Below are 25,940 nucleotides of genomic sequence, written 5' to 3'. Positions count from 1 at the left end.
AATGGCTATCGACGAAAACAAACAGAAAGCGTTGGCGGCAGCACTGGGCCAGATCGAAAAGCAATTCGGTAAAGGCTCCATCATGCGCCTGGGTGAAGACCGTACCATGGATGTTGAAACGATCTCCACCGGTTCGCTTTCTCTGGACATCGCGCTGGGCGCGGGCGGTCTGCCAATGGGCCGTATCGTAGAGATCTACGGGCCAGAGTCCTCCGGTAAAACCACCCTGACGCTGCAGGTGATTGCTGCGGCACAGCGCGAAGGTAAAACCTGTGCGTTTATCGATGCCGAGCACGCGCTGGATCCTGTTTATGCGCGTAAACTGGGCGTGGACATCGACAACCTGCTGTGTTCTCAGCCGGACACCGGTGAGCAGGCGCTGGAAATTTGTGACGCGCTGGCGCGCTCTGGTGCTGTTGACGTTATCGTGGTCGACTCCGTTGCTGCACTGACGCCAAAAGCGGAAATCGAAGGTGAAATCGGCGACTCTCACATGGGCCTCGCGGCACGTATGATGAGCCAGGCGATGCGTAAGCTGGCAGGTAACCTGAAGCAGTCCAACACGCTGCTGATCTTCATCAACCAGATCCGTATGAAAATTGGTGTGATGTTCGGTAACCCGGAAACCACAACCGGTGGTAACGCACTGAAATTCTACGCCTCTGTCCGTCTGGATATCCGCCGTATCGGCGCGGTGAAAGAGGGTGAAAACGTCGTTGGTAGCGAAACGCGCGTGAAGGTTGTGAAGAACAAAATCGCCGCACCGTTCAAACAGGCTGAATTCCAGATCCTCTACGGCGAAGGGATTAACTTCTTCGGTGAGCTGGTTGACCTGGGCGTGAAAGAGAAGCTGATTGAAAAAGCGGGCGCCTGGTATAGCTATAACGGTGACAAAATTGGTCAGGGTAAAGCGAATGCGATTTCCTGGCTGAAAGAGAACCCGGCTGCGGCGAAAGAGATTGAGAAGAAGGTGCGTGAGCTTCTGCTGAGCAACCAGGACTCTAAACCTGATTTCGTGGTGGATGCTGCGGATGCTGAAGAAACCAACGAAGACTTTTAAGTCTCTCGTGTAAAGATGAAGGGCTGCTGATGCGGCCCTTTTTGCATTTCTGAATCTGCAGGTTTTATATGAGTGAACCGACCACACGCCGACCCGCCTACTCGCGCTTGCTGGACCGTGCCGTACGTATTCTTGCCGTGCGTGACCACAGCGAACAGGAGCTAAGACGAAAACTGTCAGCGCCTGTCATGAGCAAAAACGGGCCGGAAGAGATTGATGCCACTGCCGAAGATTATGACCGCGTGGTTGCCTGGTGCTATGAACATCATTACCTCGATGACGAACGCTTTGCCGCCCGCTTTCTCGCCAGCCGCGGACGTAAAGGCTACGGTCCTGCACGCATCCGCCAGGAACTGAATCAGAAAGGGGTAGCCCGGGAATCGATTGAAAAAGCGATGCGTGAATGCGACACAGACTGGTGTGAACTGGCGAAAGAGCAGGCGATTCGAAAGTACGGCGAACCGCTGCCGCGTGATTTTTCAGATAAAGTCAAAATCCAGCGCTTTTTGCTCTACCGCGGCTTTCTGATGGAAGATATTCAGGATATCTGGCGCAATTTTGTGGATTGAACGCATGCGGGATTTTACTTCCCACCAAAGAAAACTTATCTTATTCCCACTTTTTCCAGTAGCTGGTCTGTCCAACGGTTTATCGATACAGGCTGGCTGCGACATTTCGTTAGCTTGATTTCAGGATAATTATGAGCAAGAGCACCGCTGAGATCCGTCAGGCGTTTCTCGATTTTTTCCATAGTAAGGGACACCAGGTTGTTGCCAGCAGCTCCCTGGTACCGAACAACGACCCGACTTTACTGTTTACCAACGCCGGGATGAACCAGTTCAAGGATGTGTTCCTTGGTCTCGACAAGCGTAATTATTCCCGCGCCACAACCTCACAGCGTTGCGTGCGTGCGGGCGGTAAACACAACGACCTGGAAAACGTCGGTTACACCGCGCGTCACCACACGTTCTTCGAAATGCTGGGTAACTTCAGCTTCGGCGACTATTTCAAACACGATGCCATTCAATATGCGTGGGAACTGCTGACCGGTGAAAACTGGTTCAACCTGCCGAAAGAGCGTCTGTGGGTTACCGTCTATGAAACCGATGACGAAGCCTACGAAATCTGGGAAAAAGAGGTCGGTATCCCGCGCGAGCGCATTATTCGCATCGGTGATAACAAAGGCGCGCCATACGCGTCTGACAACTTCTGGCAGATGGGTGATACCGGTCCTTGCGGTCCGTGCACCGAGATCTTCTACGATCACGGCGACCACATCTGGGGTGGACCTCCTGGCAGCCCGGAAGAAGACGGCGATCGCTATATTGAGATCTGGAACATCGTCTTCATGCAGTTCAACCGTCAGGCAGACGGTACCATGGAGCCGCTGCCGAAACCGTCCGTTGATACCGGTATGGGCCTGGAGCGTATTGCCGCCGTGCTGCAACACGTTAACTCCAACTACGAAATTGACCTGTTCAGCACCCTGATCAAAGCCGTTGCGGAAGTGACCGGTGCGACCGATCTGAACAACAAATCGCTGCGCGTGATTGCAGACCACATTCGTTCCTGTGCGTTCCTGATTGCCGACGGCGTAATCCCGTCGAATGAAAACCGTGGCTATGTGCTGCGTCGTATCATTCGTCGTGCGATCCGTCATGGCAACATGCTGGGCGCGAAGGACACCTTCTTCTACAAACTCGTTGGGCCACTGATTGGCGTGATGGGTGCAGCCGGTGACGAGCTGAAACGCCAGCAGGCGCAGGTCGAGCAGGTTCTGAAAACCGAAGAAGAGCAGTTTGCCCGTACGCTGGAGCGCGGTCTGGCGCTGCTGGATGAAGAACTGGCAAAACTGAAGGGCGACACGCTGGATGGCGAAACCGCTTTCCGCCTGTACGACACCTACGGCTTCCCGGTTGACCTGACGGCGGACGTTTGCCGTGAGCGTAACATCAAAGTTGACGAAGCGGGCTTCGAAGCCGCGATGGAAGAACAGCGTCGTCGTGCGCGTGAATCCAGCGGTTTCGGCGCAGACTACAACGCGATGATCCGCGTTGATAGCGCGTCTGAATTCAAAGGCTACGACGCACTGGAGCTGACCGGTAAAGTGACCGCCCTGTTTGTTGACGGTAAAGCCGTAGACAGCATCAGTGCAGGTCAGGATGCGGTTGTCATTCTGGACAAAACGCCGTTCTACGCTGAGTCCGGCGGCCAGGTTGGCGATAAGGGCGAACTGAAAGGCAATGGTTTCAGCTTCAGCGTAAGCGACACCCAGAAATTTGGTCAGGCGATTGGTCACCAGGGCAAACTGGTTTCCGGTTCGCTGAAAGTGGGCGAGGGCGTGCAGGCGAATGTTGATGAAGCACGCCGTGCGCGTATTCGTCTGAACCACTCTGCAACCCACCTGATGCACGCTGCCCTGCGCGACGTGCTGGGCACCCATGTTGCACAGAAAGGTTCTCTGGTTAATGACAAAGTGCTGCGTTTCGACTTCTCGCACTTTGAAGCGATGAAACCGTCGGAAATCCGTGCGGTGGAGGATCTGGTGAACGCTCAGATCCGTCGTAACCTGCCGATCGAGACCCATATCATGGACCTCGAGGACGCGAAGAAAAAAGGTGCGATGGCGCTGTTTGGTGAGAAATATGACGAACGTGTTCGCGTACTGAGCATGGGCGACTTCTCGACCGAACTGTGCGGTGGTACTCACGCATCGCGCACCGGTGACATCGGCCTGTTCCGCATCGTTTCCGAGTCGGGTACGGCGGCTGGCGTGCGTCGTATTGAAGCGGTAACCGGTGAAGGCGCAATTGCCAGCCTGCATGCGCAGAGCGATCAGCTGCACGACATCGCGCAGCTGCTGAAAGGCGATAGCCAGAATCTGGGCGAGAAAGTGCGTGTTGCGCTGGAGCGAACCCGTCAGCTGGAAAAAGAGCTCCAGCAGCTGAAAGAACAGGCTGCGGCGCAGGAGAGTGCAAACCTCTCCAGCAAAGCGGTAGACATTAAGGGCGTCAAACTGCTGGTCAGCGATCTGGCGGGCGTTGAGCCTAAGATGCTGCGTACTATGGTCGACGATCTCAAGAACCAGCTTGGTTCTACCGTTATCGTGCTGGCGACAGTGGCAGAAGGTAAGGTTTCTCTGATTGCGGGCGTCTCTAAGGATGTGACCGACCGCGTAAAAGCAGGGGAACTGATTGGTATGGTCGCCCAGCAGGTGGGTGGCAAGGGAGGCGGTCGTCCGGACATGGCGCAAGCCGGTGGTACGGATGCGGCGGCACTTCCGCAAGCTTTGGCCAGCGTAGAAAGCTGGGTGAGCGCGAAACTGTAATAACTACAAAGCACAATCAGACGCCATAGCGGCAACGTTATGGCGTCTTGTTCACTGTGCTATCGATAACGATAAAGTCAGGTTGAGTTTGTGTATATCGGCTAAACTTACGTTTAACAGAATGTGATGCCGTGACTGCTTACACTTTACGTGTTTGTCATCGCTTACTTTTTGGCGTTATATGATGGATAATGCCGGGATACAAGAGACCCGACTCTTTTAATCTTTCAAGGAGCAAAGAATGCTGATTCTGACTCGTCGAGTTGGTGAGACCCTCATGATTGGGGATGAGGTCACCGTGACAGTTTTAGGGGTAAAGGGTAACCAGGTACGTATTGGTGTTAACGCTCCTAAAGAAGTATCTGTCCACCGTGAAGAGATCTACCAGCGTATCCAGGCTGAAAAATCCCAGCAGTCCAGTTACTGATATTGTCGCGTCTCGCTGTCGGGCGAGACGCAACCCTCCTGTCATTTTTCCTGCTCAACGTTACCGTTTCATTTCAACCGCTCTCTTTTTAACCACTCTAATATTCTTAACGCGCCCCAACCCCAGCCTTTCTACAAACGTTTTTTGAGAAGTTCGATGCAAAATCCGCTTATAAAACACCCTCTTTGCGGGTTTTACATGCGAATTGCGTGTGATTTGTGCAAACGATAAAAGCTTTTGGAAAATTGTTTGACTTATAAGTCCCAGAAAGTAATATATGCGCCACGCAGCGACGAGAAGCTCTTAACGAGTTACTCGAAGCACTCGAAAGAGGCGTTGTGTGGTGAGGTGGCCGAGAGGCTGAAGGCGCTCCCCTGCTAAGGGAGTATGCGGTCAAAAGCTGCATCCGGGGTTCGAATCCCCGCCTCACCGCCATTTTGCATCCGTAGCTCAGCTGGATAGAGTACTCGGCTACGAACCGAGCGGTCGGAGGTTCGAATCCTCCCGGATGCACCATCTATTACTTCATATTGCTTTCGAAGTGATATGAATATCGAGCAGTACAGTAGTAAATCCCGATGCATCCGTAGCTCAGCTGGATAGAGTACTCGGCTACGAACCGAGCGGTCGGAGGTTCGAATCCTCCCGGATGCACCATTTACTATTTCTGAAAGCAGTTCCCTGATGCATCCGTAGCTCAGCTGGATAGAGTACTCGGCTACGAACCGAGCGGTCGGAGGTTCGAATCCTCCCGGATGCACCATTTACTGTTTCTTAAAGCATTTCCCTGATGCATCCGTAGCTCAGCTGGATAGAGTACTCGGCTACGAACCGAGCGGTCGGAGGTTCGAATCCTCCCGGATGCACCATATTCTCCGAGATAACAGCCATACTGTTGTTTCAAGGTCTGCGAGTTAAACGCAAGCACCAGGGAGGATAACGTTGCTTCAGCAACGGCCCGTAGGGCGAGGCGTAGCCGAGTAATCCTCCCGGATGCACCATCTCTTCTTATCGTCCCCTTCGATGTTTAGTTCTTAATCACTCTCATTGTTATCACTTCGCAATCAGCGACAAAAACCACCATTTACGATAAAGTAATGCTTTGTTAATCGTTTAGCGAGAGCACGATGTACGCACAGTATGACGGTTTGATCTTCGATATGGATGGCACCCTGCTGGATACCGAACCCACGCATCGTCAAGCCTGGACCGAGGTCCTGGGCCGCTACGGTATGCGTTTCGACCTGCAGGCGATGATAGCCCTCAACGGATCCCCAACCTGGCGTATTGCGCAGGCCGTGATTGAACTGAATCAGGCCGATCTCGACCCCTACCTGCTCGCGCGCGAAAAAACCGATGCGGTTAAAGCCATACTGTTAGACACCGTACAACCTTTACCCCTTATCGACGTGGTTAAAGCGTGGCACGGACGTCGCCCTATGTCTGTCGGCACGGGCAGCGAGAGCGCGATTGCAGAAGCCTTGCTCAACCATCTTGGCCTGCGCCACTATTTTTCAGCTGTCGTCGCTGCCGATCATGTTAAGCGTCACAAGCCAGCACCGGACACCTTCCTGCTCTGCGCAGAATTAATGGGCGTACCGGCGGCAAAATGCGTCGTGTTTGAGGATGCCGATTTTGGTATCCAGGCCGCACGTGATGCCGGAATGGATGCGGTGGATGTGCGCTTACTGTGAGTGACGCATTGTCACTTGCCTCATTATTCGCCAGCAGTTTTTTAAGCGCCACGCTGTTACCGGGAAATTCGGAAGTGGTGCTGGTGGCGATGTTGTTGTCCGGCGTCAGTCAGCCCTGGCTACTTGTATTAATAGCAACAATGGGTAATAGCCTTGGAGGGCTGACTAACGTTATTCTTGGGCGTTTCTTTCCGCTGCGCAAAACGTCGCGCTGGCAGGAAAAGGCAGTTGGCTGGCTAAAACGCTATGGCGCTGCCACGCTGTTATTAAGCTGGATGCCTGTAATAGGCGATTTACTGTGTCTGCTGGCGGGATGGATGCGCATCTCCTGGGGACCGGTGCTCTTTTTTTTGTGCCTTGGCAAGGCGTTGCGCTATGTTCTCGTGGCGTGGGCAACACTACAGGGTATGACGTGGTGGCACTAATTGGTGGAATGAATACGCGACCTTCAATCGTCAACCATTACAATTATGCTGAGTAACATTACTTTGACAGGCGGGAGGTCAATTTGATCCCGGACGTATCTCAGGCGCTGGCCTGGCTGGAAAACCACCCTCAGGCTCTGAAGGGTATTCAGCGTGGTCTTGAGCGTGAAACGCTGCGCGTTAACGCGGACGGTAGCTTAGCGACGACGGGTCACCCGAAGGCGTTAGGCTCGGCGCTGACACATAAATGGATCACAACCGATTTCGCTGAAGCGCTGCTGGAGTTCATCACGCCGGTGGACGGCGATATTGATCACATGCTGACAATCCTGCGCGATATTCATCGCTATACGGCGCGCAATCTTGGTGACGAGCGTATGTGGCCGCTCAGCATGCCGTGCTATATCGAACAGGGCCAGGAGATTGAGCTGGCGCAGTACGGCGCGTCAAATATCGGTCGGCTGAAAACGCTCTATCGTGAAGGTCTGAAAAATCGCTACGGCGCATTGATGCAGACCATCTCTGGCGTGCACTACAATTTCTCGCTGCCGATGGCGTTCTGGCAGGCGAAAGGGGGAGAAACGGACAAAGAAGCGATCTCAGCCGGGTATTTCCGTCTGATCCGCAACTATTACCGTTTCGGCTGGGTGATCCCGTATCTCTTTGGCGCGTCACCTGCCATTTGCTCTTCGTTCCTGCAGGGGAAACCCACCACGCTGCCGTTCGAAAAGACCGAGTGCGGCATGTACTATCTCCCGTACGCGACGTCTCTTCGCATGAGCGATCTGGGCTATACCAATAAATCGCAAAGCAATCTCGGTATTACGTTTAACGAATTGCACGAATATGTGGCAGGATTGAAGCGGGCGATCAAAACCCCGTCGGAAGAGTACGCGAAAATCGGCCTCGAAAAAGACGGCAAACGCCTGCAAATCAACAGCAACGTGTTGCAGATTGAAAACGAACTGTATGCGCCGATTCGTCCTAAGCGCGTGACGCGCAGCGGTGAAACCCCGTCGGATGCGCTACAGCGCGGCGGCATTGAATACATTGAAGTACGTTCGCTGGATATCAACCCGTTCTCACCGATTGGCGTTGATGAGCAGCAGGTTCGCTTCCTGGATCTGTTTATGGTCTGGTGTGCGCTGGCGGATGCGCCGGAAATGAGTGCAGACGAACTGCTTTGCACCCGTACAAACTGGAATCGCGTGATTCTGGAAGGGCGTAAGCCTGGTCTGACGCTGGGTATTGGCTGCGAAACGGCACAGTTCCCGCTGACCAAAGTGGGTAAAGATCTGTTCCGTGACCTGAAGCGTGTTGCCCGGACTCTGGACAGCATTGACGGCGGCGACGCCTACCAACAGATCTGCGACCAGTTGGTAGAGTGCTTCGATAACCCGGAACTAACATTCTCAGCACGCATTCTGCGTTCTATGATTGATCAGGGCATTGGTGGTACCGGGCGTGCACTCTCCGCGGAGTACCGTGAGATGCTGATGCAGGAGCCATTACAGATCCTGCGCGAAGCGGATTTTGAAGCAGAACGCGATGCGTCCGTGGTGCGTCAGAAAGAAGTTGAAGCGGCGGATACGGAGTCGTTTGAAGCGTTTCTGGCGAAACAGGCTTGAACCAAAAGAAAAAGGCCACATCGCTGTGGCCAAAATATACATCTCTGAATTCAGGGATGATGATAACAAATGCGCGTCTTTCATATACTCAGACGCGCATTGTGTAGAAGAGTTCAGTTTATTTTAAAAAAAATCACTATCGGAGGTGACGTATGCCGTTATTAGATAGCTTTACTGTCGACCATACCCGTATGGAAGCACCTGCAGTCCGCGTGGCAAAGACCATGCACACCCCGCACGGCGACACGATCACCGTCTTCGATCTGCGCTTCTGCGTGCCGAACAAAGAAGTGATGCCAGAGAAAGGCATTCACACGCTGGAGCACCTGTTCGCCGGATTTATGCGCGACCACCTGAACGGTAACGGCGTTGAGATTATCGATATCTCTCCGATGGGCTGCCGTACCGGTTTCTACATGAGCCTGATCGGTCAGCCGGAAGAGAAACGCGTTGCAGACGCGTGGAAAGCAGCCATGGAAGACGTGCTGAAGGTGAAAGAGCAGAACCAGATCCCAGAGCTGAACGTTTACCAGTGCGGGACTTACCAGATGCACTCTCTGGAAGAAGCGCAGGACATCGCTCGTCACATCATCGAGCGTGATGTTCGCGTGAACAGCAACGAAGAGCTGGCCCTGCCGAAAGAAAAACTGCAGGAACTGCACATCTAGTGCACCTTTTCCCTCTCCCTCCGGGAGAGGGTAGGGTGAGGGTTGTTTAGCCCATGACCACAACCTCAACGTTCTCCTTTACCCATCGTCCCCTTGTTCCGTTTGCCCATGATTACGTTCATGGCGACAGTGAGCCATGGCACCAGCACGATTGCGCGCAGCTGCTGCACAGCCTGACGGGCGTCGTGCGGGTCGAAACGGCATCTGGCTGTTGGGTGGTGCCCCCCGGTCGCGGCGTCTGGCTTCCTGCGGGGACACAACACGCCCTGCGCATCACCGGTAGCGTAGCGGCGCGAACGCTGTTTATTGATCCACTGGCGCGAGCCGATCTCCCGGCCACGTGCCAGATCGTGCAGATCTCGCCGCTGTTGCGCGAGCTGATCCTCTCCGCCCTCTCACTGCCTGAATCGTACTCACCGGGAAGCCGTGACGAGCGCGTGTATGAACTCATTCTGGATGAGCTTCGCATCATGCCGGTGCTGCCGTTTCATCTGCCGGAGCCGGAAAGTAAACCGTTACGCCAGCTGTGCCGACAGATCCGTCAGTCGCCAGGAGAGAGCTGGAACAGTCAACAGAGCGCGAGCGCGCTTGGCATGAGCGAGCGCACGCTGAACCGTCATTTTCAGCAGCAGACGGGATTACGCTACAGCGAGTGGGTGAGAAGGGCGCGGCTGCTGGAAGCCTTAGTGCGGCTGGCGCAGGGCCAGCCGGTATTAGGTGTGGCGCTGGATCTGGGTTACGGCAGCCACAGCGCCTTTACGGCCATGTTCCGCCGGGTGATGGGTATCTCACCCAGCGATTATTTTAAGAACGACTGACCGCATTAAAGAGCGCCTGAAGCGATGCGCGTGCAACGTCGCTATCAATGCCTACGCCCCAGCGGCTGGTACCGTCCTGGAACAGACAGCGAATGTATGCCACCGAGCGGCTGTCGCTGCGTTCACCCAGCGTGTGTTCGTGATAATCCTTAATTACAAACGGCGCGTTGATCCAGCGGCTCAGGCCATGAGCGGCAGCGGACAGCAAGCCATTCCCGTGTCCCTCAAGCTGACGCGTCCTCCCCTGCGTTGTGACGCTTGCCGTTAAACGCAGCTGGCCATCCTGCTGACTGTCGCTGCGGTACGATTGCAGCGCAAACTGCGGTGTTTCCACCAGACCGTAGCGGGTGCGGAACAGCTGCCACAGTGCATTTTGCGTCATCTCTTTTCCGTGGCGGTCGGTTTCCTGCTGCACGTGCTGGCTGAAATCCTGCTGCAGGGCGCGGGGCAGTTTCAGCCCATGATTTTGCTCGATAAGCCACGCGCTACCGCTTTTCCCTGACTGGCTGTTCACGCGGATCACCGCTTCATAGGTGCAGCCGATATCCTGAGGGTCAACAGGCAGGTAGGGCATCTCCCAGCGCTCGCCAGGCTTGCGGGCATCAAAGCCTTTTTTGATCGCGTCCTGGTGCGAACCGGAGAAGGCGGTGTAGGCCAGCCGTCCTGCCCACGGATGGCGCGGGTGTACCGGCAGCTGGTTGCAGGTTTCCACCACTTCCACCACTCGGTTCATATCGCTAAAGTCCAGGTCGGGGCTAACGCCCTGGCTGTAGAGGTTCATCGCCAGCGTCACTAGGCAGACGTTGCCCGTCCGCTCGCCGTTACCAAACAGACAGCCCTCGACGCGGTCAGCCCCGGCCATGACGGCCAGCTCCGCGCTGGCGACGCCTGTGCCGCGGTCGTTATGCGGATGCACGCTGATGCAGACGTCGGCGCGGCGGCTGAAGTGACGGCAGAAATATTCAATCTGATCGGCATAGACGTTTGGCGTACTGACTTCAACGGTGGCCGGTAAGTTGATGATCATCGGACGCGCATCGCACGGCTGCCAGATCTCTGCCACGGCCTCACAAATTTCCAGCGCAAACTCCGGCTCGGTAAAGCAGAAGGTTTCCGGTGAATATTCATACTGCCAGTGGGTATCCGGGTTCTCTTCACACAGCTGACGAATAAGGCGGGTGGAGCGCGTAGCCAGCTCGACGATTTGCGCCTTCTCCATGCCAAACACCAGACGACGGAACAGCGGGGCGGTAGCGTTATAAAGATGTACCGTGGCCTGCTTTGCGCCGCGCAGGGACTCAAAGGTGCGGACGATCAGATCTTCCCGCGCCTGCGTGAGCACCTGAATGGTGACGTCATCCGGGATGCGGTTCTCTTCAATCAGCTGGCGAACAAAGTTGAAGTCCGTCTGCGAGGCGGAAGGAAAGGCGACCTCAATCTCCTTAAAGCCGCAGCTCAGCAGAAGATCCCAAAACTGGAGCTTGCGGACGCTGTCCATCGGCTCGGCCAGCGCCTGGTTGCCGTCGCGTAAGTCGGTTGAGAGCCAGCGCGGCGCGCGGGTGATGCGCTGCTCCGGCCAGCGGCGATCGGGCAGAGAGAGAGTTGGGTAAGGCGTGTATTTGTCTGCGGGTGTGTTCAGCATGGTGCGCTCCTGTTGTCTTTTCACTATCGTGACGAGATTTCAGGCGCGCTGCTTTATCGGAAATGACAATTGCTATCGCGTTTTGGACAACCGGGCCTGCGGATGGCGGCCCGGTTATCGTAGGCCGGGTAAGGCGTAGCCGCCACCCGGCAACCGCCGCACAGGACTAGTGCGCGCCACCGCTCCCGCCACCGGCACCAAACGGTGGTCTGGCAAACCACACCAGCCCCAGCAGGACGATGAAGATCCCTGCCGAAATCCAGAAAATCTCGTTAGCCGAGATAATCAGTCCCTGGCTGGTGATCTGCTGGGCAATCCAGCCGGATGCCTGCTGCTCCGTCATCCCCATGCCCTGCAGCTGGCTGTACATCTGCTGGGCATTCGGGTTGTACGGATTCACCGCTTCGGTCAGCTGGGCATGGTGCATCGATTCACGGTTCGTCCACAGGGTGGTGGTGATCGACGTCCCGATGGAGCCCGCCAGCGTTCGGGTGAAGTTCGACAGGCTCGACGCCGCCGCCAGACGCTCAGGGGGTAAGCCGGAGAGCGTGATGGTGGTTAGCGGCATAAAGAAGCACGCGACCGCGAAGCCCTGAATAAACTGCGGCCACGCCGAGGCGCCAAAGTCCATTCCCGGCTCGAAGGTATACGCACGCCAGTAGAAGCACACCGCGTACATGATGAAGCTGAACGTCACCAGACGACGCATGTCGAGCTTATGGGCGAAGCGGCCAATGATCGGCGACAGCAGAACCGGGATCACCCCAACAGGTGCAGACGCCAGCCCCGCCCAGGTTGCGGTATAGCCATACACCTCCTGCAACAGCTGTGGCAGCAGAACAATCGCGCCGAAGTAGAGCATATAGGCGAGGCTGATACACAGACAGCCGATGGTGAAGTTTCGCGACTTAAACAGCGAGAGATCGACTATCGGGTTGTCGTCCGTCAGCTCCCAGACAATCAGGAAGCTGAGCGACACCACCGCGACAATGGTCAGGATGACGATCTCCTGCGAGTTGAACCAGTCGAGCTCTTTACCCCGGTCGAGCATGATCTGCAGGCTACCGATACCCAGGATCAGCAGCGCCAGCCCGATGCTGTCGATACGCCGCTGTTCGGTGCGCGTCTCTCGTCCCCGCAGCGATTGCAGCGTCATTAATACCACGACGGCGCCAATCGGTACGTTGATGAAGAAGATCCAGCCCCAGTGATAGTTATCGCTGATGTATCCGCCGAGAATGGGTCCGCAGATAGGCGCGACGATCACGGTCATTGACCAGAGCGCCAGCGCGACGGAGCGTTTCGCAGGGGGATAGTTGCTCAGCAGCAAACTCTGGGAAAGCGGGATCAGCGGCCCGGCGACAATCCCCTGAATGACGCGGAAGAAAATCAACATCGTCAGGCTGTTTGACATGCCGCATGCCCAGGAGGCCAGCACAAACGCCACCGTAGACCACAGGAACAGCTTCACCTCACCGACACGCTTTGCCAGCCAGCCGGTGATCGGAATGGAGATGGCGTTTGCCACCCCGAATGAGGTAATGACCCAGGTCCCCTGGCTCAGCGACGAGCCAAGGTTACCGGCGATGGTCGGGATCGCCACGTTTGCGATGGTGGAGTCCAGCACCTGCATGAATGTCGCCAGCGACAGCGCAATGGTCATAATGACCAGCTGCGCGCCTTCCAGCGGTTTTTGCGGCTTTTGCTGTTGCATAACGCTCACCTTCGGATTAACCGGCGTTTGCCTTCACGATGTCATCGATCAGCTTGTTGACCGGATCGAGGCTAATTTCACGGGCGTTACTTTCATAAGCCGGGCTGCTACGCACCTGGCTTGCCAGGATCTGACCGTCGCGGTTCGCGGTGTCAACCGTCACAAGCGTTGAGAGGCCGATACGCAGCGGGTGATCCGCCAGCTGTTTTGCATCCAGTTCAATACGCACAGGCAGACGCTGAACCACTTTGATCCAGTTACCGGTGGCGTTCTGCGCAGGCAGCAGGGAGAAGGCGCTGCCGGTACCCATGTCCAGGCCAACCACTTTCCCGGTGTACTTCACGTCATCGCCGTAGATGTCGCTGACAACCGTCGCGGTCTGGCCGATACGCATATGGGCAAGTTGCGTCTCTTTAAAGTTAGCGTCTACCCACAGATTGTCTGCCGGAACGACCGCCATCAGCGGCGTGGTCGGGCTGATCTGCGCCCCTGGCTGAACGGAACGGCGGGAGACATAGCCGGTCATCGGGCTGACGATTTTGGTACGCTGCAGGGCTAGCCATGCGTTACGCACTTCAGTCGCCGCCTGCTGCACGGCGGGCTGGTTTTCAAGGCTGGTGCCCAGCACCATTGCCTGGTTGGCATTGTACTGTTGAATCGCCACATCCAGCTGCGCCTGAGCGCTGGCAACGGCATCGCGGGCGTGTTGCAGCTCTTCACGGCCAATCAGGTTGGCGGTGCCGAGCGGTACGCGGCGGTTGAGGTCGCTCTGCGCCTGGGCGAGTGCAGTTTTCTGCACGTCGATATTGGCCTGCAGCTGTTTGCTGTTGATCATCAGCTGGCGGGTCTGACGAACGCTGGAGGCCAGCGCGGTCTGGGCTTTCTCAAATGCCTGCTGCGCGTCAGTCGGATCGAGGGTGACCAACACATCGCCTTTTTGCACAAAGTCGGTATTGTCAGCCCAGACTTTCGTCACGCTGCCCGACACCTGCGCCATAATCTGTACCTGGTTCCCTGCCACGTAGGCGTCGTCTGTCTCTTCAGCATGACGCAATACTAAAAACCAATAGATCCCATATGCCACGGCAATAATAATAAAGAGCAAGGTCAACAGAAGAAGGGCACTTTTACGTTTGCCTTTCTTGTTGGCCGGTTGCTGCGGGTTAGTGCTCTCCGCATTTGCGCTCATTGTTGTTCTCCACGATCTTCTTATTTTCACATCGGCTGAGCCGACCTGTTGTCAGAAAGGCCAGCAGTGTGACGTGCTGGCCTGTCGGTTTTCTTATGAATCTGGATTGTTGAGCGTGTCGTCGCGTTAGCGCAGCGCCTCAAGAATGGCGCCATCTTCATCCATCTGATCCAGACGGGTGAGCAGCTTGCGCGTGATGTGCTCAAGCTGGTCGCGCTCGGCGGTGCTGAGGGCAGACCAGAGTTTGTGCAGGCAATTGTGCTGAGGTGGCAGTACCTCACGCAGGAATTCGTGACCTTTGTCGGTCAGTTGCAGATGCAGGCAACGACGATCGTTGTCGCTTTCACGGCGTTCAATCCAGCCGCGCTTTTCCAGCTCATCGGCAATACGGGTTGCATTGGTACGGGAAGAGCCCAGCGCGCAGCTCAGCTCAGAAGGCTGAATACTGTGGTTTTCCTGAGACTCCAGCGTAATCAACGCCATAAACAACGTCTCGTTAATCCCTTGAGCTTTCAGCATCTTATTACGGTTTTCCAGAAGCTTACCCTGCATGTGCATGCACAGGCGAGTCAGCAGGATTTCCTGATACGGGAAGTCCTCATGGCGACTGGCGCGGAATTTAAGCATTTGTTCAATGGGCGTAAACGAACTATCCATTTGGGCATAACCTCATTAATTACAGCCGATATAGTAACGACAGTGACAAATAATGTAAATGAATTATTTGTGCGGTTATATCCGCCAAATGAATGTCACCGTCAGAAAGCGCCGGGTAAGTCCGTGACCCGGTGAGCACAGAAAGAGTAGGGTGTGAACCCGTAGAAGAGAGGATGTGAGGACGGGGGTCTGAACTATTCATGCCAATTGTAGATATGTCACCCACATTAAAATTTCTGGGATAAATGATTACGTTTACATTAACAGACTGCAGGGCCCCTTTATACCCTAAGAGGCCCAAAGCAATGTAAAACTTAGTGAATCGCCTCCTGGCGATGGTAGCCGCGCCACCATACAAGAAGGTTGAGCGCGGCAACGATGGCCCCAATCCCACACACGCCCGACCAGCCGGCATGCTGCCACGCCGACGCTGAAATTAATGAACCGGCAGCACCACCAATGAAGTAGCTGGTCATGTATCCGGCGGTGAGGCGATTACGCGCTTCGGGTTTCACGCGATAAATCACGGTCTGATTAGTAATGTGGACACCCTGTACGGTGAGGTCGAGTACCAGAATACCGACGATCAGCGCCAGCACCGAGACGTGTCCATACCAGATCGCCGCCCAGGAGAGCAGGAGCAAAACCAGCCCGGCGGTGGTGGTCAAATGTGATTTGCCTTTGTCGGCCAGCCCACCCGCCGGACGCGCACCCAGCGCTCCCGCAGCACCGGCCAGGCCGAACAGACCAATGACGCCTTCAGAATAGTTAAACGGCGGTGCCGCGAGCAGAAACGCCATTGAGGTCCAGAGAATACTGAAGTTGGCGAAGGTCAAACATCCCAGCAGGGCGCGGGTGCGCAGGAGTTTATCCTGAGTGAACAGGCTGAACACGGAGGCCAGAAGCTGCGGATAGTTAAGATGGTTCTCTTGCTTCACCTTCGGCAGGCCGCGCCACAGCGCCAGCGCCATCACCACCATTAACACGCTCGCCACCCAGTAAACGGTGCGCCAGCCGCCGAGGCTTGCCAGTAGTCCTGCCACGGTACGCGCCAGCAAAATCCCCAGCAGCAGGCCGCTCATGATGGTGCCCACTACCTTGCCACGTTTGTCCGGGGAGGCCAGCGTCGCGGCGAGGGGAACCAGGATTTGCGCGACGACGGAGAACAGCCCGGTCAGCGCGGTACCGACGATCATCATCGTCAGCGACTGGCTGCTGGCGGTGATCAGCATGCCACCTGCCGCCAGCAGCGTCATCGAAACAATCAGCATCCGGCGTTCAAACATATCGCCAAGCGGCACCAGGAACAGCAACCCGGCGGCGTAGCCGAGCTGTGCCGCCGTCACGATGAAGCCAGCGGAACTGGCAGAAAGGTTGAACGCGCGGGCGATGGTGTCGAGAAGGGGTTGCGCGTAATAGTTGCTGGCGACGGCCAGACCCGTTGCCACGGACATTAAAAGGATAAGTGCGGGGCTAAGCCCTGGAGTTGTTTTTGTCATGAGTTTCAGGAATCGTTCGTTAAGTGATTATTTTTCCGGAAACCATAATAGCGAATGATTGTTAAGGTGGGGGATTGTTGGGTGATGGATTGTGCGGTTTAGGGGGATCGTACGGTCTGGTGCCCCCTCACCCCGGCCCTCTCCCCAAAGGGGAGAGGGTTAGGGTGAGGGGTAAGGCTTTGTGCTTTACTTCTGCGCCGCAAGCGCCTCTTTCACCCAGCCGTCAAACTGCTGCTGGTGGGCTTTGATCCAGCCGTCGACGTGACCTTTGACATCCGCTTCAGACGATTTGCCCGCATGCATCATGGCGTTCTGAGCATTGATATCCGCCAGCGGCAGTTTCATTACCGAGAACAATTTTGCTGCCGCCGGGTTTTTCTCGGCCCAGGCTTTGTTCGCCACAATATGCATGGTATTCACCGGGAAGCCGTAGTTCATGCCGTTCGGCAGTTTGGTGTCGATATCCTTCTGCTCGCCCGGCAAGGAGGAGAATGGCACCTGCAGCCACACCACGTCTTTACCCGGCTTCAGCACGTCGCTCACCCAGTACGGCGTCCAGGTGTAGTAGATCACCGGTTTACCCTCTTTGAAGCGGGCAATGGTGTCGGCCATCATCGCCGAATAGTTGCCGTGGCTGACATCAACCGTCTTCGCCAGGTCATAGGCTTTGTTCTGGTGATTAATCACCGCTTCACAGCCCCAGCCCGGTGAGCAACCCATCATGTCGGCTTTACCGTCACCGTTGGTGTCGAACAGTTTGGCGATCTTCGGATCTTTCAGCTGTTCAATATTGGTGATGTGGTACTTAACGGCGGTTTTCTTGTCGATCAGATAACCCTGCGCTGCACCGGTTACGAAGGTGCCTTCACGATAGAATTTCTTGTCGCCACCGGCGGCGGCATACATATCGTCGTGCAGCGGCTGCCAGTTCACCGCGGTAAAGGTGGCATCACCGGAGGCAATCGAGGTGTAGCCCACGTTGTAATCCACTTCGCTCGGCGTGTTGACCGTGTAGCCCAGTTTTTCCAGGGCTCGGCTGACGATGAGCGTCTGGAAGCTCTCTTCCGAAATGGTGCTCTGCACCGGCTGCACGGTGATGCCTTTACCCGGCAGGTCAGCTGCAAACGTGCTGGTGGAGACAAGGGTGGCAAACGCTGTGGCAAAAAGTACGTTATGTCGCATCGTTGTTCCTTATTTTGATTTCGTGAAAGGGCGGGTGAATAACCCGACAGGGCCGGTGGTATACCAGCGACGGTTGCCGCGACTGCGTGAATCACGACCGACAGCCTGTGTCAGGCGGTCAAGAATAATGGCGAGGATCACAATGCCCACGCCGCCGACGGTAGCCAGCCCCATGTCGAGACGGCCAATACCGCGCAGCACCATCTGGCCCAGACCGCCCACGGCGATCATTGAGGCAATGACCACCATCGACAGCGCCAGCATCAGCGTCTGGTTAACGCCTGCCATGATGGTCGGCATCGCCAGCGGGAGCTGAACCTTAAACAGCATCTGACGCGGGCTGGCACCAAACGAGCGTGACGCTTCGATCAGATCGGCCGGCACCTGGTTAATGCCCAGGATGGTCAGACGAATAATCGGCGGCAGGGCGAAGATAATGGTTACCACCACGCCCGGCACGTTACCGATACCGAACAGCATTACGATAGGCACCAGATAGACGAATGCCGGTGTGGTCTGCATCGCATCCAGCAGCGGACGAATGATCTTCGCCGCCCGCGGGCTACGTGCCAGCCAGATCCCCATCGGCAGGCCGATGACAATACAGAAGAGCAGGGCGGTCAGCACCAGTGCCAGGGTGATCATCGCCTGCGACCAGGCGCCAATGGCGCCAATGGCAATCAGCGAAATCAGCGTGGCGATCCCCATTCCTGCGCTACCGAACTGCCAGGCGATCAGCGAGAATAAAACGATCGCGACCGGCGCTGGCATACCGAGCATCAGCTGCTGGAAGCCGTTGAGGATGTAATCCACCGGGACGCGGATCCCCTGAAAGAGCGGACGAAAATGCGTTACTACCCAGTCGATCCCCTCCGTGACCCAGCTATCGAGTGGGATCAGCGTTTTATGGAACGGATCCATAATGTTGAAGTGTTCTGGCGCAGGCGCAGGTGCGCTGTTGAGCCAGTCCGCCGCGCCACCGCCATCGGCAGGTGCTGGCGTGGAGCCCCACGCATCGGCAGATTGCGCAGCGCTGTCCGCTGCTTCAGTGGTGCCCCACGGGTTAGATTGATCGGTCATTGTTTGCTCCCTCGCGATCTAAAGCCTGCAGCAACATGCGTTTTGAGATGATGCCGACGTACTGTTGTTCTTCCCCGACGACCGGAACGGCACACGGCGCCTGGCCGACGTGGGAGAGCAACTCGCTGAGCGGCGTTTCGGCGTCCACGGCAAGGGGAGCGTCAATTAACGCCGCATCGATTCCCTGATTTTCGCTAAGGGCGGTTTTCAGGGAGTCGATGGAGACAATGCCGACAAATTTATTGCCGCGTTCAACCAGATAACCGTATTCACGGTCTTCGTCCTGCAGAAGCTTAAGCGCGGAGCGTGGACCGAAACCTGGCGTTTTACGGATAATGCCGTTTGGCGTTCGACGGGCAATATCTTTCGCGCTAAACACATGGCTAATATCCACGCCGCGGAAGAAGGTACGCACGTAATCATTTGCCGGATTATTCAGTATTTCATCCGGCGTGCCGACCTGCACCACCTCACCATTTTGCATAATCGCAATGCGGTCGCCAATACGCATGGCTTCATCTAAATCATGGGAAATAAAGACAATGGTTCGCTGATGTTTTGCCTGTAATTTTACCAGCTCATCCTGCATCTCGGTGCGAATTAACGGGTCGAGCGCGGAGAAGGCTTCATCCATTAATAATATGTCTGGATTAATGGCTAATGCGCGGGCTAAACCCACACGCTGACGCATCCCGCCGGAAAGTTCATCCGGGTAGGCGTGAGCATAATTTTCGAGCCCAACCTGACGCAGCGCATCAAGCGCTTTTTCCTGACGTTCTTGCGCAGCAACGCCCGCTAATTCCATACCGAAAGCGGCATTATCCAGCACCGTCATATGCGGCATTAGCGCGAATGACTGGAACACCATTGCAATCTTCTTTCTGCGCACCTCGCGGAGCTCTGCGTCTGATATTCTGGCGATATCCACGCCGTCAATCAGCACCTGTCCGCGGGTGGGTTCAATCAGGCGATTGAGAAGGCGAACCATAGTGGATTTACCCGAACCGGATAACCCCATGATGACAAAAATCTCGCCTTCTTCAATGGCCAGACTGGCGTCTTTAACGCCAAGCGATAGCCCGGTTTTTTCCAGAATTTGCTCTTTCGTAAGGCCTTTTTCAATATATTTGAATGCGCGCTGTGGATGCTCGCCAAATACTTTATAAAGATTTTTCACTTCTAATTTAATTGCCATGCAATAGAGAGTGTCCTGTTATTTGTTTATGCCAATATGATTACCATGGTAAATTGTTAACGGGCATAACCCTAACATACTGAGAATCTGAGACAACCCTGCGTTTGCTTATGGTGGGGATTTTCAGGTAAGCGAAACGGCTGAATTTCCCATGAGTAAAGGGCTGAGCGTCATTTGAGTTTTTCTTAAATTTTTGCTGCTGCATCGGGGAATTTCGCCTGAATCGGTGTGATTCAGGCGAATATGACGGAGGAATTACAGTGTAGTTCCCAGGGAAATATTCTGGTAGAAATAAAGGGATTTATATTTAATTAATGAACATTAATTCACTCATTAAAAATCCCAGTCTTCGTCTTTCGTCTCCACCGCTTTGCCCATCACATACGATGAACCGGACCCGGAGAAGAAATCGTGGTTTTCGTCGGCATTAGGCGACAGCGCCGCCAGAATGGCCGGGTTCACTTCCGCCATCTCCGGCGGGAACAGCGCCTCGTAACCAAGGTTCATCAGCGCCTTGTTGGCGTTGTAGCAGAGGAACGCTTTGACGTCTTCTTCCCAGCCCGTTCCGGCGTATAGCTCTTCGGTATAGCTCAGCTCGTTATCGTACAGATCCATCAGCAAATCGAGCGCAAACCCTTTTAGTTCATCGCGTTTTTCCGTACTGATTTTCTCCAGACCTTTCTGGTATTTATAGCCGATGTAATACCCGTGCACCGCTTCATCCCGAATGATGAGCCGAATCAGGTCGGCGGTGTTGGTGAGCTTGCCCCGGCTCGACCAGTACATTGGCAGCCAGAAGCCAGAGTAGAAGAGGAAGGATTCCAGAAACACGCTGGCGACCTTCTTTTTCAGCGGCTCGTCGGCCCGATAATACTCAAGCACCAGCGCAGCCTTGCGCTGCAATGACGCGCTCTCTTCACTCCAGGCGTAAGCCGCATCCACGTCTTTGGTCTGGCACAGCGTGGAAAAAATCGAGCTGTAAGAGCGGGCGTGCACCGCCTCCATAAAGCTAATGTTCGACATCACCGCCTCTTCATGCGGCGTCAGCGCGTCAGCCATCAACGCCGGGGCACCAACGGTGTTCTGGATGGTGTCCAGGAGCGTCAGGCCGGTAAAGACGCGGATCGTCAATTGTTGTTCGGCGTGGCTCAGGGTTTGCCAGGCCGGAATATCATTGGAGAGCGGGACTTTTTCCGGCAGCCAGAAGTTGCTGGTCAGGCGGTTCCATACCTCCAGATCTTTATCGTCCTGGATTTTGTTCCAGTTAACGGCATTCACGCGTGACAGTTTCATCCTTTCTCCTTACAGCGCGCAGGACACGCAGCCTTCGATTTCGGTGCCTTCCAGCGCAAGCTGGCGCAGGCGAATGTAGTAAAGCGTTTTGATGCCTTTCTTCCAGGCGTAGATCTGCGCTTTGTTGATATCCCGCGTGGTGGCGGTATCCGGGAAGAAGAGCGTCAGCGACAGCCCCTGATCCACGTGTTTTGTCGCTTCGGCGTAGGTATCGATGATTTTTTCCGGGCCGATTTCATACGCATCCTGATACAGCGCCAGGTTGTCGTTGGTCATAAACGGGGCAGGGTAGTAAACGCGTCCGGTCTTGCCTTCCTTGCGAATTTCAATTTTCGACACAATCGGATGAATGCTCGACGTGGCATGGTTGATATACGAGATAGACCCGGTTGGCGGCACGGCCTGGAGGTTCTGGTTATAGATACCGTGGCGCATCACGTCATCACGCAGCTGCTGCCACATCTCGCGCGTCGGCAGGGTTATCCCCGCGCGGGCAAAGAGATCGCGCACTTTTGCGGTTTTCGGCTGCCACTCACCTTCAAGATACTGGTTGAAATATTCCCCGCTGGCGTAGCGCGACTGTTCAAATCCCGCGAACCGCTGGTTGCGCTCGCGCGCCAGCATCATTGAGGTGTGCAGCGCATGCCAGGTGATGGTATAGAAATAGAGGTTAGTAAAATCCAGCCCTTCCGGACTGCCGTAGGCGATGCCTTCGCGTGCCAGGTAGCCGTGAAGATTCATCTGCCCCAGGCCGATAGCGTGCGATGCGGCGTTACCCGCTTCGATGGAGGGCACGCTGCGGATGTGGCTCATGTCCGATACCGCCGTCAGCCCGCGGATGGCGGTCTCCACCGTGCGGCCGAGGTCAGGGGAATCCATGGTGTGGGCGATATTCAACGACCCGAGGTTACAGGAGATATCCTTGCCGATAGCCGCGTAGTCCAGGTTCTCGTCGTATGTTGACGCGCTGTTGACCTGCAAAATCTCCGAGCACAGGTTGCTCATGTTGATGCGTCCGGCAATCGGGTTCGCGCGGTTTACCGTATCCTCGTACATGATGTACGGATAGCCAGACTCAAACTGGATTTCTGCCAGCGTCTGGAAGAAATCGCGGGCATTGATGGTTTTTTTGCGGATGCGCTCGTCGGCTACCAGCTCCTCGTAGCGCTCGCTGATGGCTACGTCGCCAAAGGGTTTGCCGTAAATACGCTCAACGTCATACGGCGAAAAGAGCGCCATCTCGGCATTCTCTTTTGCCAGTTTAAAGGTGATATCCGGGATCACCACCCCCAGCGACAGGGTTTTGATACGGATTTTTTCGTCGGCATTTTCGCGTTTGGTATCCAGAAAACGCAGAATATCGGGATGATGCGCGTGCAGGTAAACCGCCCCGGCGCCCTGGCGTGCGCCAAGCTGGTTGGCGTAGGAGAATGCATCTTCCAGCATCTTCATCACCGGGATCACGCCGGAAGACTGGTTTTCAATGCGCTTGATCGGCGCGCCCGCTTCACGCAGGTTCGAGAGCAGAAACGCCACGCCGCCGCCGCGTTTGGAAAGCTGAAGCGCCGAGTTTACCGCACGGCCAATCGACTCCATATTGTCTTCGATGCGCAGCAGGAAGCAGGAGACCAGCTCGCCGCGCTGGGCCTTACCGCAGTTGAGAAACGTTGGCGTGGCGGGCTGGAAGCGCCCGGCGAGGATCTCCTCCATCAGCCGTTCAGCCAACGCTTCATCGCCCTGGGCAAGGGTCAGCGCCACCATCACGACGCGATCTTCAAAATGCTCCAGGTAGCGTTTACCGTCGAAGGTTTTCAGGGTGTAGCTGGTGTAATACTTCCACGCGCCGAGGAAGGTCTGGAAACGAAAACCGCTCGCATGCGCGCGCTCGAAAAGCTTCGCCACGAAGGCGCGGTCGTAGCGGGTCAACACGCGCTCCTCGTAATAGCCCTCTTTAACCAGAAAGTCGAGGCGTTCCTGCTGGCTGCCAAAAACGACGCTGTTTGGACGGACGTGGGCGGCGAAAAAGGCCTCCACCGCCTCATGATCTTTGCCAAACTGAATGCGCTCCTCCCGATCATAGAGGTTAAGCATTGCGTTTAATGCGTGGTAATCAGGTGTTGCCTGGATTATCCGTTCTGCGGTTGTCGTTGCCAAAATTCGTTCACTCCTTTTCGCACATTTTCTACGTCCTGCTGTGTCCCCATCAGTTCGAAGCGATAGAGATACGGCACGCCGCATTTTTGAGAGATGACATCCCCGGCGCGGCCAAAGGCATCGCCGAAATTACGATTGCCTGCCGCGATCACGCCACGGATAAGCCTGCGGTTATGCGGATCGTTAAGAAAGCGGATCACCTGGCGAGGCACGGCGCCTGCCGTACCGCCACCGCCATAGCTGGGCACCACCAGAATGTAAGGTTCGTCTACCTGAATACGTTCCCGCTCATTAAGCGGAATACGCACCGCAGGCAGCCCGACGCGCTCGATAAAGCGAAGCGTGTTTTCCGAGCTGCTGGAGAAGTAGACCAGCCCACTCATGCGCTGGCGGCCTGGGCGCTCAGACGGTTAATCATGTCCGGGCGAAAGCCGGACCACCGGGTTTCACCGGCAATGACCACCGGGAGCTGACGGAATCCCTGCGCCCGCAGGGTCTCAGCGGCCTCAGGCTGCTGGTCGATATTCACCATCTCAAAAACCATTCCACGGCTTTCCATCGCCCGTTTGGTGGCATGGCACTGAACACAATTGTTACGAGTGTAAATAATAATGCTCATGATTCGTATTTCCATTTAAAATGAGAGAGCGGCGCGAGTCATCGCGTCAGGTTGTGTGTGTCTTGCTAAAGGGAATACTAGATGTAGTTATCTTAAGTTTCAACCATACAAGATATGGGAAATTCAGATTGATGTTGCCCTGGTGATGAGCTCAGCGGGGCAGTGCGGGCTGCACGGGTTTTTCAAAGGATAAGGCAAAGAAAAGCCCCGGCGCCTGAGGCCACCGGGGCTGATGAGAAGCCGCACTTATTTTCGCAGGCTGAGCAGGGCGCCGACAAAGATGCCGACCGCTGCGACCGTTCCCAGCGTACACAGTGGCTTTTCACGTACGAAGGTCGTTGCACAGCTTGCCATGTCGCAGGCAGCCTGCGTGGCGCGTGAACGTCCGTTCATTCTGGCGCGGGTTTCACGGAGCAGAGACTGAGCCTTACGTTTTGCGGCATCCGCTTCGTCCTTCGCGTCAGATCCCCAGGACTTCAGCACCTCTTCCAGCGTGTCCGCTAATTGGCTGACATCATTACGAATATCCTGCGCGTCGTCGTTAATATCGTTTCGGTTCGGTCTGTTAAACATACGATCCTCCGTAAATTTGCGTTCCCGATCAGTTTAGTTCAGAAATTTAATATCTGAAGCGCGTCACGCGTTATCCGGCAGTTTATGGACTATTCTGAAAGCCCTGCTAATGCTGAATACTGTAAGGTTGCCGGGCAGGAAAAGATAACGAGGAAAAGATATGTATTTACGACCTGACGAGGTGGCACGCGTTCTTGAAAAAGAGGGATTCACCATGGATGAGGTGACGTCAAAAGCGTATGGATATCGCCGCGGTGAGAATTATGTGTATGTTAATCGTGAAGCCAGAATGGGACGTACTGCTCTCATTATTCACCCGACGCTGAAAGACAGAAGTCTGTCATTTGCTGAGCCTGCCTCGGATATTAAAACCTGCGATCATTATCAGCAATTCCCGCTCTATTTAGGCGGAGAAACGCATGAGCATTATGGTATTCCGCATGGCTTCAGTTCGCGCATGGCGCTGGAGCGGTTTCTGAAGGGACTGTTTGGCGACGTACAGTAAACTGGCGACTGGCATTCGCCAGTCGCTTCACATCACGCTTTCGCCTGGCTGTACTGACTGACTTTGAACAGACGGCGGCAGTAGTCGAGGAAATAGCCGTATACGGCGCCCATCAACATCGAAATAACGATATTCGAACTGACCGCCGCGACGATCTGGTGCCAGTCTGCGCCCACGGTTAACAGAATAGCCACATATACCGGAGACTGGAACGTCACATAAGCCAGCACGTCCGCCAGGTTTTTTACCCAGCCTGCGGGGCTGATACGACGAGCGAAACGCATGACCGCATCGCGGTATAACCCGTATGGCCATGCGATAATAATGTTGACCGGGATAGCCACCAGACGCGAAGAAAGTGACTGCTCAAAGGTCATTCCTGAGAGGAATATTTCAATCAGCATGTTCACGACGGAACAGTAAACAACCATCGCAAAAGTATCCGCCACAGCATGGCGCAGGCGAGATTGCGGCGAGAACATGTCTGAACTCCTTGAGAAAAACACAGTGGAAACGATTTCCCTTCGGCGATTAGTGCTTTAGGTTGCTTTGTTTGGCGTGTATAGCGTATCTCTCTGTGTTTGAACTAA

General features: G+C 55.3%; 24 protein-coding genes and 5 tRNA genes. 15 read left to right on the top strand and 14 right to left on the bottom strand.

Annotation, left to right across the window (positions count from 1 at the left end; all coding sequences use genetic code 11):
- Nucleotide 1: 1 nt before the first annotated feature.
- The 14 genes from recA to A4308_RS02090 all read left to right on the top strand — a co-directional run bounded on the left by recA (nucleotide 2) and on the right by A4308_RS02090 (nucleotide 10,048).
- A complete protein-coding gene (gene recA / locus A4308_RS02155; protein ID WP_014884978.1) occupies nucleotides 2-1,060 on the top strand; it encodes a recombinase RecA in 1,059 nt (352 codons plus the stop codon).
- 68 nt (nucleotides 1,061-1,128) lie between these two features.
- A complete protein-coding gene (gene recX / locus A4308_RS02150) occupies nucleotides 1,129-1,629 on the top strand; it encodes a recombination regulator RecX (RefSeq protein ID WP_014884977.1) in 501 nt (166 codons plus the stop codon).
- 131 nt (nucleotides 1,630-1,760) lie between these two features.
- Entirely contained in the window at nucleotides 1,761-4,388 is a 2,628-nt protein-coding gene (gene alaS, locus A4308_RS02145) for an alanine--tRNA ligase (protein ID WP_023331147.1), read from the top strand.
- Between the two features lie 241 nt (nucleotides 4,389-4,629).
- Nucleotides 4,630-4,815, top strand: coding sequence for a carbon storage regulator CsrA (gene csrA / locus A4308_RS02140; RefSeq protein WP_000906486.1), 186 nt, complete (start codon nucleotides 4,630-4,632; stop codon nucleotides 4,813-4,815).
- 342 nt (nucleotides 4,816-5,157) lie between these two features.
- A tRNA-Ser gene (locus tag A4308_RS02135) sits at nucleotides 5,158-5,250 on the top strand.
- A 4-nt stretch (nucleotides 5,251-5,254) separates the two neighbouring features.
- Nucleotides 5,255-5,331, top strand: a tRNA-Arg gene (locus A4308_RS02130).
- Between the two features lie 64 nt (nucleotides 5,332-5,395).
- Nucleotides 5,396-5,472, top strand: a tRNA-Arg gene (locus A4308_RS02125).
- 29 nt (nucleotides 5,473-5,501) lie between these two features.
- Nucleotides 5,502-5,578: transfer RNA gene (locus tag A4308_RS02120), tRNA-Arg, on the top strand.
- A gap of 29 nt (nucleotides 5,579-5,607) precedes the next feature.
- Nucleotides 5,608-5,684, top strand: a tRNA-Arg gene (locus tag A4308_RS02115).
- A 258-nt stretch (nucleotides 5,685-5,942) separates the two neighbouring features.
- On the top strand, nucleotides 5,943-6,509 hold the full coding sequence (gene yqaB / locus A4308_RS02110) for a fructose-1-phosphate/6-phosphogluconate phosphatase (RefSeq protein ID WP_014884975.1): 567 nt from the start codon (nucleotides 5,943-5,945) through the stop codon (nucleotides 6,507-6,509).
- Nucleotides 6,506-6,934 (top strand): YqaA family protein, encoded by a 429-nt coding sequence (locus A4308_RS02105; protein WP_014884974.1) that lies wholly within the window; start codon nucleotides 6,506-6,508, stop codon nucleotides 6,932-6,934. The genes yqaB and A4308_RS02105 overlap by 4 nt, the downstream gene beginning before the upstream one ends.
- A gap of 83 nt (nucleotides 6,935-7,017) precedes the next feature.
- Entirely contained in the window at nucleotides 7,018-8,562 is a 1,545-nt protein-coding gene (gshA, locus tag A4308_RS02100) for a glutamate--cysteine ligase (RefSeq protein ID WP_045281712.1), read from the top strand.
- Nucleotides 8,563-8,714: 152 nt separating this feature from the next.
- Entirely contained in the window at nucleotides 8,715-9,230 is a 516-nt protein-coding gene (gene luxS, locus A4308_RS02095) for an S-ribosylhomocysteine lyase (protein ID WP_014884972.1), read from the top strand.
- A 53-nt stretch (nucleotides 9,231-9,283) separates the two neighbouring features.
- Nucleotides 9,284-10,048 carry an AraC family transcriptional regulator gene (locus A4308_RS02090; protein WP_045281713.1) on the top strand — a complete coding sequence of 255 codons (765 nt, stop codon included), beginning with the start codon at nucleotides 9,284-9,286 and terminating at the stop codon, nucleotides 10,046-10,048.
- On the opposite strand, the gene leuA is transcribed toward A4308_RS02090, so the two are convergent.
- The 13 genes from leuA to A4308_RS02025 all read right to left on the bottom strand — a co-directional run bounded on the left by leuA (nucleotide 10,035) and on the right by A4308_RS02025 (nucleotide 24,845).
- Nucleotides 10,035-11,690 carry a 2-isopropylmalate synthase gene (gene leuA, locus A4308_RS02085; protein WP_045281714.1) on the bottom strand — a complete coding sequence of 552 codons (1,656 nt, stop codon included), beginning with the start codon at nucleotides 11,688-11,690 and terminating at the stop codon, nucleotides 10,035-10,037. The genes A4308_RS02090 and leuA overlap by 14 nt on opposite strands.
- Before the next feature lie 166 nt (nucleotides 11,691-11,856).
- Complete coding sequence (emrB, locus tag A4308_RS02080; protein WP_032635724.1) at nucleotides 11,857-13,404, bottom strand: multidrug efflux MFS transporter permease subunit EmrB; 1,548 nt, start codon at nucleotides 13,402-13,404, stop codon at nucleotides 11,857-11,859.
- Nucleotides 13,405-13,420: 16 nt separating this feature from the next.
- Nucleotides 13,421-14,593, bottom strand: coding sequence for a multidrug efflux MFS transporter periplasmic adaptor subunit EmrA (gene emrA, locus A4308_RS02075; RefSeq protein WP_014884968.1), 1,173 nt, complete (start codon nucleotides 14,591-14,593; stop codon nucleotides 13,421-13,423).
- Between the two features lie 126 nt (nucleotides 14,594-14,719).
- Nucleotides 14,720-15,250 (bottom strand): transcriptional repressor MprA, encoded by a 531-nt coding sequence (mprA, locus tag A4308_RS02070; protein WP_014884967.1) that lies wholly within the window; start codon nucleotides 15,248-15,250, stop codon nucleotides 14,720-14,722.
- Nucleotides 15,251-15,564: 314 nt separating this feature from the next.
- Complete coding sequence (locus tag A4308_RS02065) at nucleotides 15,565-16,749, bottom strand: MFS transporter (protein WP_014884966.1); 1,185 nt, start codon at nucleotides 16,747-16,749, stop codon at nucleotides 15,565-15,567.
- 186 nt (nucleotides 16,750-16,935) lie between these two features.
- A complete protein-coding gene (proX, locus tag A4308_RS02060) occupies nucleotides 16,936-17,931 on the bottom strand; it encodes a glycine betaine/L-proline ABC transporter substrate-binding protein ProX (RefSeq protein ID WP_045281715.1) in 996 nt (331 codons plus the stop codon).
- 9 nt (nucleotides 17,932-17,940) lie between these two features.
- Nucleotides 17,941-19,011, bottom strand: coding sequence for a glycine betaine/L-proline ABC transporter permease ProW (gene proW, locus A4308_RS02055; protein WP_014884964.1), 1,071 nt, complete (start codon nucleotides 19,009-19,011; stop codon nucleotides 17,941-17,943).
- Entirely contained in the window at nucleotides 18,995-20,206 is a 1,212-nt protein-coding gene (gene proV / locus A4308_RS02050) for a glycine betaine/L-proline ABC transporter ATP-binding protein ProV (RefSeq protein WP_014884963.1), read from the bottom strand. Before proV ends, proW begins: the two co-directional genes overlap by 17 nt.
- Nucleotides 20,207-20,539: 333 nt before the next feature.
- Nucleotides 20,540-21,499, bottom strand: coding sequence for a class 1b ribonucleoside-diphosphate reductase subunit beta (gene nrdF / locus A4308_RS02045; protein ID WP_014884962.1), 960 nt, complete (start codon nucleotides 21,497-21,499; stop codon nucleotides 20,540-20,542).
- 9 nt (nucleotides 21,500-21,508) lie between these two features.
- Nucleotides 21,509-23,653 (bottom strand): class 1b ribonucleoside-diphosphate reductase subunit alpha, encoded by a 2,145-nt coding sequence (gene nrdE, locus A4308_RS02040; protein WP_045281716.1) that lies wholly within the window; start codon nucleotides 23,651-23,653, stop codon nucleotides 21,509-21,511.
- A complete protein-coding gene (nrdI, locus tag A4308_RS02035; RefSeq protein ID WP_014884960.1) occupies nucleotides 23,626-24,036 on the bottom strand; it encodes a class Ib ribonucleoside-diphosphate reductase assembly flavoprotein NrdI in 411 nt (136 codons plus the stop codon). The genes nrdE and nrdI overlap by 28 nt, the downstream gene beginning before the upstream one ends.
- Nucleotides 24,033-24,272: a glutaredoxin-like protein NrdH gene (gene nrdH, locus A4308_RS02030; RefSeq protein ID WP_014884959.1), complete on the bottom strand. Its 240-nt coding sequence runs from the start codon at nucleotides 24,270-24,272 to the stop codon at nucleotides 24,033-24,035. Before nrdH ends, nrdI begins: the two co-directional genes overlap by 4 nt.
- A 246-nt stretch (nucleotides 24,273-24,518) precedes the next feature.
- Nucleotides 24,519-24,845 carry a DUF883 domain-containing protein gene (locus A4308_RS02025; protein WP_023308924.1) on the bottom strand — a complete coding sequence of 109 codons (327 nt, stop codon included), beginning with the start codon at nucleotides 24,843-24,845 and terminating at the stop codon, nucleotides 24,519-24,521.
- Between the two features lie 160 nt (nucleotides 24,846-25,005).
- Between A4308_RS02025 and A4308_RS02020 the strand changes: the two genes are divergently transcribed.
- A complete protein-coding gene (locus A4308_RS02020; RefSeq protein ID WP_006811693.1) occupies nucleotides 25,006-25,350 on the top strand; it encodes a DUF2002 family protein in 345 nt (114 codons plus the stop codon).
- A gap of 32 nt (nucleotides 25,351-25,382) precedes the next feature.
- On the opposite strand, the gene alaE is transcribed toward A4308_RS02020, so the two are convergent.
- Nucleotides 25,383-25,832: an L-alanine exporter AlaE gene (alaE, locus tag A4308_RS02015; RefSeq protein ID WP_023331140.1), complete on the bottom strand. Its 450-nt coding sequence runs from the start codon at nucleotides 25,830-25,832 to the stop codon at nucleotides 25,383-25,385.
- Nucleotides 25,833-25,940: the final 108 nt, after the last annotated feature.

This window comes from Enterobacter sp. ODB01, from assembly GCF_001623605.1.
In the GTDB taxonomy this organism is placed as follows: Bacteria; Pseudomonadota; Gammaproteobacteria; order Enterobacterales; family Enterobacteriaceae; genus Enterobacter; species Enterobacter kobei.
The sequence above is the reverse complement of the archived record's forward strand: the minus strand, read 5'-3'. Positions and strand labels throughout refer to the sequence as shown.

Excerpts from the sequence above, each read along its gene's own strand:
- recA (WP_014884978.1), top strand. The coding sequence starts at position 2 with ATGGCTATCGACGAAAACAAACAGAAAGCGTTGGCGGCAGCACTGGGC.
- recX (WP_014884977.1), top strand. The coding sequence starts at position 1,129 with ATGAGTGAACCGACCACACGCCGACCCGCCTACTCGCGCTTGCTGGAC.
- alaS (WP_023331147.1), top strand. The coding sequence starts at position 1,761 with ATGAGCAAGAGCACCGCTGAGATCCGTCAGGCGTTTCTCGATTTTTTC.
- csrA (WP_000906486.1), top strand. The coding sequence starts at position 4,630 with ATGCTGATTCTGACTCGTCGAGTTGGTGAGACCCTCATGATTGGGGAT.
- yqaB (WP_014884975.1), top strand. The coding sequence starts at position 5,943 with ATGTACGCACAGTATGACGGTTTGATCTTCGATATGGATGGCACCCTG.
- luxS (WP_014884972.1), top strand. The coding sequence starts at position 8,715 with ATGCCGTTATTAGATAGCTTTACTGTCGACCATACCCGTATGGAAGCA.
- A4308_RS02090 (WP_045281713.1), top strand. The coding sequence starts at position 9,284 with ATGACCACAACCTCAACGTTCTCCTTTACCCATCGTCCCCTTGTTCCG.
- leuA (WP_045281714.1), bottom strand. The coding sequence starts at position 11,690 with ATGCTGAACACACCCGCAGACAAATACACGCCTTACCCAACTCTCTCT.
- emrB (WP_032635724.1), bottom strand. The coding sequence starts at position 13,404 with ATGCAACAGCAAAAGCCGCAAAAACCGCTGGAAGGCGCGCAGCTGGTC.
- emrA (WP_014884968.1), bottom strand. The coding sequence starts at position 14,593 with ATGAGCGCAAATGCGGAGAGCACTAACCCGCAGCAACCGGCCAACAAG.
- mprA (WP_014884967.1), bottom strand. The coding sequence starts at position 15,250 with ATGGATAGTTCGTTTACGCCCATTGAACAAATGCTTAAATTCCGCGCC.
- A4308_RS02065 (WP_014884966.1), bottom strand. The coding sequence starts at position 16,749 with ATGACAAAAACAACTCCAGGGCTTAGCCCCGCACTTATCCTTTTAATG.
- proX (WP_045281715.1), bottom strand. The coding sequence starts at position 17,931 with ATGCGACATAACGTACTTTTTGCCACAGCGTTTGCCACCCTTGTCTCC.
- proW (WP_014884964.1), bottom strand. The coding sequence starts at position 19,011 with ATGACCGATCAATCTAACCCGTGGGGCACCACTGAAGCAGCGGACAGC.
- proV (WP_014884963.1), bottom strand. The coding sequence starts at position 20,206 with ATGGCAATTAAATTAGAAGTGAAAAATCTTTATAAAGTATTTGGCGAG.
- nrdF (WP_014884962.1), bottom strand. The coding sequence starts at position 21,499 with ATGAAACTGTCACGCGTGAATGCCGTTAACTGGAACAAAATCCAGGAC.
- nrdI (WP_014884960.1), bottom strand. The coding sequence starts at position 24,036 with ATGAGTGGGCTGGTCTACTTCTCCAGCAGCTCGGAAAACACGCTTCGC.
- nrdH (WP_014884959.1), bottom strand. The coding sequence starts at position 24,272 with ATGAGCATTATTATTTACACTCGTAACAATTGTGTTCAGTGCCATGCC.
- A4308_RS02025 (WP_023308924.1), bottom strand. The coding sequence starts at position 24,845 with ATGTTTAACAGACCGAACCGAAACGATATTAACGACGACGCGCAGGAT.
- A4308_RS02020 (WP_006811693.1), top strand. The coding sequence starts at position 25,006 with ATGTATTTACGACCTGACGAGGTGGCACGCGTTCTTGAAAAAGAGGGA.
- alaE (WP_023331140.1), bottom strand. The coding sequence starts at position 25,832 with ATGTTCTCGCCGCAATCTCGCCTGCGCCATGCTGTGGCGGATACTTTT.